Below are 9,558 nucleotides of genomic sequence, written 5' to 3'. Positions count from 1 at the left end.
AGATTCTCTAAAGACGCGTGATTCGGCGCCGCCATTCAGGCGGGTTGCATGGCATGTGTGGGGTCCGGGGTTATGGGGTCGTCCGACGGATTTGAGTCCAAGAAGGTCGGAGTTCCCGCGGTGGGTGAACACGGCGGTGGCGGTCGCGACAGCGCTCTCAGTCCATTCACCGGACTTGGTGAGAGCAGCGCCAACCTCGTCGAGGTTCATGGCGTCATCAAATGGTTCGACGCCTCAAAGGGCTACGGCTTCATCGTTCCCGACAATGGCTGGCCCGACGTGCTCCTGCACGTTACCGTGCTTAGGCGCGACGGCTTCCAGACCGCCTACGAGGGCGCCCGCATCGTCGTCGAGTGCATCCAGCGCGCCAAGGGCTATCAGGCGTTTCGCGTCGTCTCGATGGACGAGTCGACTGCGATCCATCCGGCGCAGATGCTGCCGCCGCGCACTCATGTCACGGTCACGGCGACCAGCGGGCTGGAACGGGCCCAGGTCAAATGGTTCAACCGGCTGCGCGGTTTCGGCTTCCTGACCTGCGGCGAGGGCACGCCCGACATCTTCGTGCACATGGAGACGCTGCGCCGCTTCGGCATGACCGAGTTGCGGCCCGGCCAGTATGTCCTGGTCCGCTTCGGACCCGGCTCCAAGGGCATGATGGCGGCCGAGATCCATCCCGAGACGGGATCGCCGGTCTCGTCCCACTAACTCCATTCCCGCGATCGTGAGCAGAGGCGCGCTGGCTGGCCGGCGCGCCTCTGGCTTTTCCGGCGACCGCCACGTAAGGACTGGTCCAGTCCCACGCCTCGAGAGCCATCCATGAATTTCGATCGAAAGGCCGTCTTCGCCGTTGCGAAGGGCTGGCTTGCCGCCATCCTCGTCATCGCCAGCTGTGCCGTTGCGAGCGCGCCCGTCCGCGCCGCCAGCTTCCAGCCGCTCGAGATCGTCACCAGGAACGGCGTGCAGGTGTTCTTGGTGGAAATGGCAACCACCGAGGAGGAGAAGCATACCGGCCTGATGTACCGCAAAGAACTGGCGGACGGCAAAGGCATGCTGTTCGACTTCAATCCCGAGCAGGAGGTGTCGATGTGGATGGAGAACACCTATGTCTCGCTCGACATGATCTTCATCCGTGCCGACGGTCGCATCCTGCGCATCGCCGAGAACACCAAGCCGCTGTCGACCAGGATCATCTCGTCCCAGGGGCCAGCGCGGGCTGTTCTGGAGGTGGTGGCGGGAACGGCGCAAAAATACGGCATCCGCCCCGGTGATCGCGTCGGCCACCCGCTGTTCGGCAGCAAGTAGGCGGAAGGGGCTTATTGCCCCGTCCTGGCGGTCTCTTGGGAAGCTTGCTGGTGCCTTTGGAAGGCTTGCTGGCGCTTTGGGAAGCGTGTATCGACGGGGCTCGCCGGACACTCGGGGTATAGCGCAGCCTGGTAGCGCGGCAGTTTTGGGTACTGCAGGTCGTTGGTTCGAATCCAGCTGCCCCGACCAGTCCCGAGGTGGGCAGAACCGCGCCTCAGACAACAGCCAATCGGCGAGGCGCTAGGCGAGCGCAGCTCCAGCCGAGCATGGCGATCCCGGCCAAGCCGACACGGCGCGTTCCGTGCCGACGCCCGCAGCTGCCAAAGCCTTCCTAAACCCTCGGCGCTCATTCCCCGCGCAACGCGACTTCTGCGCGATTTTTCAAGGCATTGGGCGGGTCGGACGGCGGGGAAATCGTAAAACTTTGTCGAACCTTTAGGCGTCGCCCTAGACATATAGGTGTTGGGGGATTTCAGCGCCCAATGCCTAACGGACGCCGCCAAGCGATGATATTCCGCTTGCGCGGCGTTACGCTTTTCCGACTATCAGTTCGTCGCGTACCAGCCGAACGGAAACGGCAGGAACGGCCAGGCCAGCTGATTGTCGTTGGCGGCTTTCCGGGACTCTTGCTCCGGCGTCTTCGCCGGCAGAGCAGGCGGCGTCGATCGCAGCGCCAGGCGCAGACATGCACATTGCAAATTCATCGTGGTGGCCCCCGCCCGTCAATCGTTTTCAAAAATTCGCGTCAGCCTGGAAATAACCGCGCGTCCTCAAAACGACGCGCTCATTCTCAAATCACACACAGTCTAGGAAAATCGGCGACCGCTTTCAACCGGTCTTACCGCGCGCTCACAGGAAGTAAGGTTGATCGGTTAGGTTAAGGGCGAGCGGTTGTTGCGGCCGCCTTCGTGACTGTTATCAGATCGATCCGGCTTGCGATGGCTGCCTGAAATTCGTGCTCACACGGCATCACAGTTCGTCGCAGCGCTCGTATCCCGTGAGTACTGCATCATGTCTTTCGATCGCAACGTCCGAACCATCGGTCCGCAGGCGAGCTGGACCGAGATCTGGCACCTCTGGACCGTGTTCGTGCCGCGCCGCTCGATCAACGGGCAGCTGGTTTACGGCAAGGTCTGGCGCCGCCACGACGGCCGTGACTGGATCTACAAGAAGTTCACCGAGTACGACAGCGAAGCGGCGGCCTGACGCGGCGTCGCTGGGATCCGGCGCGGTATCGCTGCTGCCCTTCAAGCGGCCTTTGCGGCCGCAGGCTTGGGCGGCGGCGGCTTCAGCGGCTTGTCCTGCTTCTTCGACCAGGAGATGTAATAGGCCACCGTCGTCATGATCGCGATGCCGGCGACGCTGACGAAGATCTGCGCGAACAGCGAGCCCGAGCTCATCGACAGCTCGAAATGACCGACGAAGGACAGGAATACGCCGACGCAGAACACGGCGAGCGACTGCTGGCCGCACACGATGATGGGGTCGAACCCTTTCCATTCCAGGCCCGGCCAGTCCTTCGGCACGAAGCGGATCACCAGGATCACGATCACGACGAAATGGATGAAGCGGTAGGGCGCGAGGTTGGTCTTGTCGTTCGGGTTGAACGCCGAGAATAGCCATTCCGGGAACATGCCGCCGATGGTTGGGAAACGACCAGCCATGGTCATGACCAGCGCGAACAGCATGTAACCGAGACAGAGCCAGAGCGTGACCGGCGCATTGATCAGCGCCATCGAGCGCCGCGCGCCGCCCAGGGCGCACCAGGCGCCGAACACGAACAGCACCTGCCAGGCATACGGGTTGAAGTACCACTGTCCGGCCGGATAGGCGTTCAGGTTCAAACCGAAATGGCGCGCCGTCAGCCACAGCACGATGGACAGTGCCATCGTCAGGTCCGGCTTGCGCAGCATGAACCAGAGCACCGGCGGAAACAGTCCCATCAACACGATATAGAGTGGCAGCACGTCGAGATTGAGTGGCTTGAAGCGCAGGAACAGGCCCTGGCGCAGCGTCTCGGTGGCGTTGTCGACCAGGCCGGCGACGTTGAACTCGTTGATCATCTCGGAATCGCCGAAGCGCAACGCCAGATAGCTGATCGAGGCGATGTAGATCACGAACAGGATGATGTGGGCGACGTAGAGCTGCCAGACCCGCTTGGTCAGCCTCGTGGCGCCGACCAGGAAGCCGCGCTCGAGCATCATCCGCGCATAGACGAAGGAGGCGGTGTAGCCGGAGATGAAGACGAACAGATCGGCGGCGTCGGAAAAGCCGTAATTGCGGGTGGTGATCCAGTTCACCACGTTGTCGGGGATATGGTCGAGGAAGATCGCCCAGTTCGCAATGCCGCGAAACAGGTCGAGCCTGAGGTCACGGCCCTTCTCGGGGAGCGTGGCGTTGATGTTCAGGAAGGACATGCGACGGGAGCTTTCGGAGGGGACGGACAGGGAGATGTCAACGAAGCAGGGCCGCCGGGCGAGACCCCGGCGCGGAAGGCGGGTACGCAATTGTCACGATGCAGCATAATGATTATACCCATCGGCGAGCCATCCCGGGGGCCGGAATCACCGATCAGTTCCCAAAAGGTGTCTCTATACTATGCCCGCGGTTTCCACCAACTGCTACCGTGACGCATCGAAATCGAACGAAAAGACGAACAAGAGGCCCGGACCATCCATGACCGCACGCATTTTCAAGCCCGCCAAGAACGCGATGCAATCCGGCCGGTCCAAGACCAAGGAATGGCAGCTCGACTATGAGCCCGAGCAGCCGCGCGCGGTCGAGCCGCTGATGGGCTGGACCTCGTCCGGCGACATGAAGCAGCAGATCACGCTGCACTTCCACAGCAAGGAAGAGGCGGTCGCCTATTGCGAGCGCAAGGGCATCGCCTACCAGGTGATCGAGCCGAAGGAATCGGTGCGCCGCCCGGTCGCCTATGCGGACAATTTCTCGTTCCGCCGCGGCGAGCCCTGGACGCATTGAAAGCGGGCCACGCTTCGAGACTCTCGTCGTGCCCGGGCTTGCCGTCTTCGCTGAAGCTTCGCCGGCCCAACACCGAATGCCCGGCGAAGCCTTGGCGGAGCCGGGTCCCGGGCATCTACGTTTTAGCCTCCGCGTGAAAAGCCGCGGACGGCCGGGACAAGCTCGGTCAATCACGCCGGTTCTTCCCATGGTCCTGCCCTTGGCAGCCATTCCGCCCCGTGCTTCGCTGCCTCGCATGAGACGACCATGACGAGGTGGGCTATGGCGGGGCGTGACCAGCTCGACGGCGTCGATCTGAAGATACTCTCCGAATTGCAGCAGGACGGGCGGGTTCGCAACAACGAGCTGGCGCTGCGCGTCGGGGTGTCCGGGCCCAACTGCGTGAGGCGGCTGAAATCGCTGTTCAGCCGCGGCGTGATCCGGGCGGTGCGCGCCGTCATCGACGAGCGGCTGCTCGGCTACGAGGTGGTGTCGTTCGTCTCGATCCAGCTCGGCAGCCAGGCCCAGCCGGTGCTGGCGGCGTTCGAGAGCTCGATCGCCGCAATCCCGCGCATCCAGCAGTGCTGGCGGATTTCGGGCGACACCGACTATCTCCTCAAATGCGTGGCGCCGAGCGTCGAGAGCATGCGCCAGCAGCTCCTGCATTTCGCAGCGATGCCGAACGTGAAGAACGTCCGCAGCTTCCCGGTGTTGGGCGTGGCGAAGGACGTGCCGCTGCCGTTGCAGGAGATCGTGGCGGCAGGATAGTTCGGCGGGGACGGGGCCAAGGCGTTCGGATAAGACGGATAAGAAGCTAAGTAACTCACCTAACTGTGACATGTGATTTGGGAAGTTCTGCAATGCGCCGAGCCGTGATTGCCGGTTCCTGGCGCCAGCCTACATGCGAGCTGTGAACCTCAGCCTGCGTCGCATGCCGAGGCCTCTTTTGTGGGACCCTGAAGCAGGAAAAGACAACATGACCCCGACCTCGAAGACGTTCGTCGCATCCGCTGCGACGCTGTTTGCATCTGCGTTTCTCATGATGACCGCGCCGGCTGCCCAGGCAGAAGACTACTGCATTACCAATGGCGCCCAGGCCGCACACGGCTGCGGCTATCCGACGATGGAGGCCTGCCGGGCCGCGGCCGGCGGGATCGGCGGCTCGTGCTCGCAGAGCGGCGGCGCGAAGACTTCGACCGACGCGCTTGCCTTCCAGCCGAAGCAGACGCAGTCGCGCACCAAGCTTCGCCCGGGTGGGCAGACCAACTCGAACTGATCGAGACCGGTTTCGAAATGTTGCGGCCTCCGAGTTGGATCTGGGAGGCCGCAACAGCATGACAGCCCGCGCGTCAGCGATACCTGCCGCGAAACTCGCGCGGTGAGGCGCCGGCCCAGGTGCGGAAGGCGCGGGAAAAGCTCTTCTCGTTGCGGAAGCCCGCGATCTCGGCGATCCGCTTGATCGGGTTACGACCACGCATCAGCTCCTGCTTCGCGAGCTCGAATTTCGCCTCTTCCTTGAGGTCGCGCAGCGAGGTCGCTTCATCGCGCAGGCGCCGATGCATGGTGCGGGTGGAGAGTGCCAGCTCGCTTGCGACATCCTCGGCTCCGAGACTGCGTCCGCGCGCATTGCGGAGCACGCGGCGAACGCGCTCGACCAGGAGCCGGTCGCGCCGATAGGGCAGCACGGTCAGCCGCAGCGCGCCCTTGAGCATGTTGTCGAGGTCCGCCGCGCTGCGGGTGAGCGGCAGCGACAGGTAATGCTTGTCGAAGGTGATGGAAGCACGGTCCGCATCGAAGCGAATGTTTCGGCAAAAAATGGTCGGATAGACCGAGACATGGCCGGGCTGGGGGTGCGGAAATTCCGCTGCGCGGAGCGCGATCCTGGAATCCACAGCCCAGCAGGAAAAGCCCAGGACATAGCGGAGCAGGGTGACCAGGCAGAATTCGCGCAGAGGTCCGAGGTCGCGCTGTTCGCGGATGGACACAACCGCGGTTTCCTCCCCGACCGCGAGATCGAGCAGCACGTCCTCGGTGAGCAGGCGATGGTGCCGGCACCAGCGCTTGAGCGCGACCTCCAACGTCGGGGCGGTGATCGAGGCGCGGCACAGCATGCCGTAGGTGCCGAAGGACAGCCGCCGCGAGAACCAGCCGAGCGCCTCGTCGTCGAGCTCGCGCATGGCGTGGCCCGCCAGCGCCTCGAACTGGCCGGCCGTGACCCGCCCTTCCGGAGAATTGACAAGGTCTGGCGTTACTTGACCCCGGATCAGTGCCTCGGTTGGATCGCGGCCGTAGCGTTCGTAAGCGGCAACGACGCCGCGGACGAAGGCGGCCGGGGTCACGGCACGGCGCGGGATCGCGGTTGCGACTTGAAAAGGCATCGGACATCCTCTGGGAAAATCCTCGCCAAGTTTGGCGGAAAATGCAACCTTTTCGACCGCAGAAGGGCCCCGATGCCGCTAGGTTCGGTCCCCAAAAGAGGGAGGAATCGCCTTGAATATCCCGAGCATCGATTTCGATCTGGGCGAAGACATCAGCATGTTGCGCGACACGCTGCGCGCCTTCGTGGAGGCGGAGATCGCCCCGCGTGCCGCCGAGATCGAGAAAGCCAATCTATTCCCGGCGGACCTCTGGAAGCGCTTCGGCGACCTCGGCCTTCTTGGCATGACCGCGCCGGAGCAATATGGCGGCTCCAACATGGGCTATCTCGCCCACATCGTCGCGATGGAGGAGATTTCGCGCGGCTCGGCCGCGGTCGGGCTCTCCTACGGCGCGCACTCCAACCTCTGCGTCAACCAGATCCGCCGCAACGGCAATGATGCGCAGCGCGAGCGCTATCTGCCAAAGCTGATCTCCGGCGAGTTTGTCGGCGCGCTCGCGATGTCCGAGCCCGGCGCCGGCTCGGACGTCGTCTCGATGAAGCTGCGCGCCGACAAGCGCGGCGACCGTTACGTGCTCAACGGCTCGAAGATGTGGATCACCAATGGCGGCGATGCCGACGTGCTGGTGGTCTATGCCAAGACCGATCCGGAAGCGGGCCCGCGCGGCATGACCGCCTTCCTGGTCGAGAAGGGGGCCGAGGGCTTCACCCACGGCCAGCATCTGGACAAGCTCGGCATGCGCGGCTCCAACACCTATCCGCTGTTCTTCGACGAATGCGAGGTGCCGGAGGAGAACGTGCTCGGCAAGGTCGGCGAGGGCGTCAGGGTGCTGATGTCCGGCCTCGACTATGAGCGCACGGTCCTTTCGGGCGGTCCGCTCGGGATCATGGCGGCCTGCATGGACGCGGTGGTGCCCTACATGCACGAGCGCAAGCAGTTCGGGCAGCCGATCGGCGACTTCCAGCTCATGCAGGGCAAGCTTGCCGACATGTACGCGACCTGGCAGGCCACGCGCGCCTATGTCTATGCCGTGGGGCGTGCCTGCGACCGCGCCGATCACGCGCGCAGCTTGCGCAAGGACGCCGCCGCTGCGATCCTCTATTCCGCCGAGAAGGCGACGTGGATGGCGGGTGAGGCGATTCAGGCGCTGGGCGGGGTCGGCTACACCTCCGAATTTCCGGTCGGACGCCTGTGGCGCGATGCAAAGCTCTACGAGATCGGCGCCGGCACCTCGGAGGTCCGGCGCATGCTGATCGGTCGCGAATTGATGGCTGAGACGGCTTAAAACCTTCACGCAATTGGAATCAACATGCCGCTCCATTCCAGCATCGATACGTCTTCGTCGGACTTTGCGCGCAATTCCGAGGCCATGCGCACCCTCGTCGCGGATCTGCGCGAAAAGCTGAGCCAGGTCGCCGGCGGCGGCGGTGAGGTCTCGCGCAACCGCCACACCTCACGCGGCAAGATGCTGGCGCGCGAGCGCGTCGACCTCTTGGTCGATCCCGGCACCGCCTTCATGGAGCTGTCGCCGCTCGCGGCCTATGGCCTCTATGGCGGCGACGTGCATTCGGCGAGCGTCGTCACCGGGGTCGGGCGCATCGCGGGCCGCGAATGCGTGATCGTCGCCAACGACGCCACCATCAAGGGCGGCACCTATTATCCCATGACCGTGAAGAAGCATCTGCGCGCGCAGGACGTGGCGCGGCAGAACAATCTTCCCTGCGTCTACATGGTCGATTCCGGCGGCGCCTTCCTGCCGCTGCAGGACGAGATCTTTCCGGACGAGCGTCACTTTGGCCGCATCTTCTACAACCAGGCCCAGATGTCCTCGCAAGGAATCCCGCAGATCGCCATCGTGATGGGCTCCTGCACCGCCGGCGGCGCCTATGTCCCCGCGATGTCGGATGAGAGCATCATCGTGCGCAATCAAGGCACGATCTTTCTCGGCGGGCCGCCGCTGGTGAAGGCGGCGACGGGCGAAGTGGTGACCGCAGAGGAGCTCGGTGGCGCCGACGTGCATTCGCGGCAATCGGGCGTGACCGATCATTACGCCCAAAACGACGCCCACGCGATCGGCATCGCCCGCCGCATCGTCGGCACGCTGAAGCCATCCGTGCGACCGAACCTCAACATGCATCCGCCGCGTGATCCCTTGTTCGCGGCGGAGGAGATCTACGGCGTGGTGCCCGTCGACGGGCGCAAGCCGTTCGACGTGCGCGACATCATTGCGCGCGTCGTTGATGGTTCCGAGTTCGACGAGTTCAAGAAGCTCTACGGCACGACGCTGGTGTGCGGCTTCGCCCACATCTGGGGTTTTCCGGTCGGCATCATCGCCAACAACGGCATCTTGTTCAGCGAGAGCTCGCTGAAGGGGGCGCATTTCATCGAGCTGTGCTGCCAGCGCGGCATTCCGCTGGTGTTCCTGCAGAACATCACGGGCTTCATGGTCGGCAAGAAATACGAAGCCGGCGGCATCGCGCGTGATGGCGCCAAGCTGGTGACGGCGGTGGCGACCGCCTCTGTGCCGAAATTCACCGTGGTGATCGGCGGGTCCTACGGCGCCGGCAATTACGGTATGTGCGGACGCGCCTACTCACCACGCTTCCTGTGGATGTGGCCGAACGCGCGCATCTCGGTGATGGGCGGCGAGCAGGCCTCGATGGTGCTGAGCCAGGTCCGCCGCGACAATATCGAGGCCAAGGGCGACAGCTGGTCGAAAGAAGACGAGGATAAATTCCGCGAGCCGATCCGCGCGCAATATGAGAGCCAGGGGCACCCGTATTACGCGACCGCGCGGCTCTGGGACGACGGCGTGATCGACCCGGCCGATACAAGGCTGGTGCTCGGCCTCGGACTCTCGGCGGCGTCGAATGCGCCGATCGAGCCGACGAAATTCGGCCTGTTCAGGATGTGATGC

The 9,558-nt window shown here is 63.9% G+C and carries 10 protein-coding genes and 1 tRNA gene; 9 read left to right on the top strand and 2 right to left on the bottom strand.

What is annotated here, in order from left to right; all coding sequences use genetic code 11:
• Nucleotides 1–72 precede the first annotated feature (72 nt).
• The 4 genes from AC0L3U_RS01565 to AC0L3U_RS01550 all read left to right on the top strand — a co-directional run bounded on the left by AC0L3U_RS01565 (nt 73) and on the right by AC0L3U_RS01550 (nt 2,508).
• Nucleotides 73–705 carry a cold-shock protein gene (locus AC0L3U_RS01565; RefSeq protein WP_018457757.1) on the top strand — a complete coding sequence of 211 codons (633 nt, stop codon included), beginning with the start codon at nt 73–75 and terminating at the stop codon, nt 703–705.
• 111 nt (nt 706–816) lie between these two features.
• Nucleotides 817–1,302, top strand: a complete 486-nt coding sequence (locus tag AC0L3U_RS01560; RefSeq protein ID WP_456764431.1) for a DUF192 domain-containing protein — start codon at nt 817–819, stop codon at nt 1,300–1,302.
• A 112-nt stretch (nt 1,303–1,414) separates the two neighbouring features.
• Nucleotides 1,415–1,491, top strand: a tRNA-Pro gene (locus AC0L3U_RS01555).
• 822 nt (nt 1,492–2,313) lie between these two features.
• A complete protein-coding gene (locus AC0L3U_RS01550) occupies nt 2,314–2,508 on the top strand; it encodes a hypothetical protein (RefSeq protein ID WP_007591350.1) in 195 nt (64 codons plus the stop codon).
• Between the two features lie 41 nt (nt 2,509–2,549).
• Here AC0L3U_RS01550 and AC0L3U_RS01545 read toward each other — a convergent pair whose 3' ends face one another.
• Nucleotides 2,550–3,719 carry an OpgC domain-containing protein gene (locus tag AC0L3U_RS01545; RefSeq protein WP_456764429.1) on the bottom strand — a complete coding sequence of 390 codons (1,170 nt, stop codon included), beginning with the start codon at nt 3,717–3,719 and terminating at the stop codon, nt 2,550–2,552.
• 259 nt (nt 3,720–3,978) lie between these two features.
• Between AC0L3U_RS01545 and AC0L3U_RS01540 the strand changes: the two genes are divergently transcribed.
• The 3 genes from AC0L3U_RS01540 (at nt 3,979) to AC0L3U_RS01530 (ending at nt 5,539) form a co-directional block, all read left to right on the top strand.
• A complete protein-coding gene (locus tag AC0L3U_RS01540) occupies nt 3,979–4,284 on the top strand; it encodes an ETC complex I subunit (protein ID WP_007591346.1) in 306 nt (101 codons plus the stop codon).
• A gap of 261 nt (nt 4,285–4,545) precedes the next feature.
• On the top strand, nt 4,546–5,031 hold the full coding sequence (locus tag AC0L3U_RS01535; RefSeq protein ID WP_456769635.1) for an Lrp/AsnC family transcriptional regulator: 486 nt from the start codon (nt 4,546–4,548) through the stop codon (nt 5,029–5,031).
• Between the two features lie 208 nt (nt 5,032–5,239).
• The gene (locus AC0L3U_RS01530; protein WP_027569935.1) at nt 5,240–5,539 is read left to right on the top strand and encodes a DUF3551 domain-containing protein; all 300 of its coding nucleotides are present in this window, start codon (nt 5,240–5,242) and stop codon (nt 5,537–5,539) included.
• 73 nt (nt 5,540–5,612) lie between these two features.
• On the opposite strand, the gene AC0L3U_RS01525 is transcribed toward AC0L3U_RS01530, so the two are convergent.
• Nucleotides 5,613–6,641 carry an AraC family transcriptional regulator gene (locus tag AC0L3U_RS01525; RefSeq protein ID WP_473360418.1) on the bottom strand — a complete coding sequence of 343 codons (1,029 nt, stop codon included), beginning with the start codon at nt 6,639–6,641 and terminating at the stop codon, nt 5,613–5,615.
• Nucleotides 6,642–6,798: 157 nt separating this feature from the next.
• On the opposite strand from AC0L3U_RS01525, the gene AC0L3U_RS01520 reads away from it, so the two are divergent.
• Nucleotides 6,799–7,926: an isovaleryl-CoA dehydrogenase gene (locus tag AC0L3U_RS01520; RefSeq protein ID WP_473360509.1), complete on the top strand. Its 1,128-nt coding sequence runs from the start codon at nt 6,799–6,801 to the stop codon at nt 7,924–7,926.
• Between the two features lie 24 nt (nt 7,927–7,950).
• Nucleotides 7,951–9,555, top strand: coding sequence for a carboxyl transferase domain-containing protein (locus AC0L3U_RS01515; RefSeq protein ID WP_027517803.1), 1,605 nt, complete (start codon nt 7,951–7,953; stop codon nt 9,553–9,555).
• Nucleotides 9,556–9,558 lie beyond the last annotated feature (3 nt).

Source organism: Bradyrhizobium sp. Kon69 (genome assembly GCF_055807515.1).
The sequence above is the reverse complement of the archived record's forward strand: the minus strand, read 5'-3'. Positions and strand labels throughout refer to the sequence as shown.

Excerpts from the sequence above, each read along its gene's own strand:
- AC0L3U_RS01565 (WP_018457757.1), top strand. The coding sequence starts at position 73 with ATGGGGTCGTCCGACGGATTTGAGTCCAAGAAGGTCGGAGTTCCCGCG.
- AC0L3U_RS01550 (WP_007591350.1), top strand. The coding sequence starts at position 2,314 with ATGTCTTTCGATCGCAACGTCCGAACCATCGGTCCGCAGGCGAGCTGG.
- AC0L3U_RS01520 (WP_473360509.1), top strand. The coding sequence starts at position 6,799 with ATGTTGCGCGACACGCTGCGCGCCTTCGTGGAGGCGGAGATCGCCCCG.
- AC0L3U_RS01560 (WP_456764431.1), top strand. The coding sequence starts at position 817 with ATGAATTTCGATCGAAAGGCCGTCTTCGCCGTTGCGAAGGGCTGGCTT.
- AC0L3U_RS01525 (WP_473360418.1), bottom strand. The coding sequence starts at position 6,641 with ATGCCTTTTCAAGTCGCAACCGCGATCCCGCGCCGTGCCGTGACCCCG.
- AC0L3U_RS01540 (WP_007591346.1), top strand. The coding sequence starts at position 3,979 with ATGACCGCACGCATTTTCAAGCCCGCCAAGAACGCGATGCAATCCGGC.
- AC0L3U_RS01535 (WP_456769635.1), top strand. The coding sequence starts at position 4,546 with ATGGCGGGGCGTGACCAGCTCGACGGCGTCGATCTGAAGATACTCTCC.
- AC0L3U_RS01530 (WP_027569935.1), top strand. The coding sequence starts at position 5,240 with ATGACCCCGACCTCGAAGACGTTCGTCGCATCCGCTGCGACGCTGTTT.
- AC0L3U_RS01515 (WP_027517803.1), top strand. The coding sequence starts at position 7,951 with ATGCCGCTCCATTCCAGCATCGATACGTCTTCGTCGGACTTTGCGCGC.
- AC0L3U_RS01545 (WP_456764429.1), bottom strand. The coding sequence starts at position 3,719 with ATGTCCTTCCTGAACATCAACGCCACGCTCCCCGAGAAGGGCCGTGAC.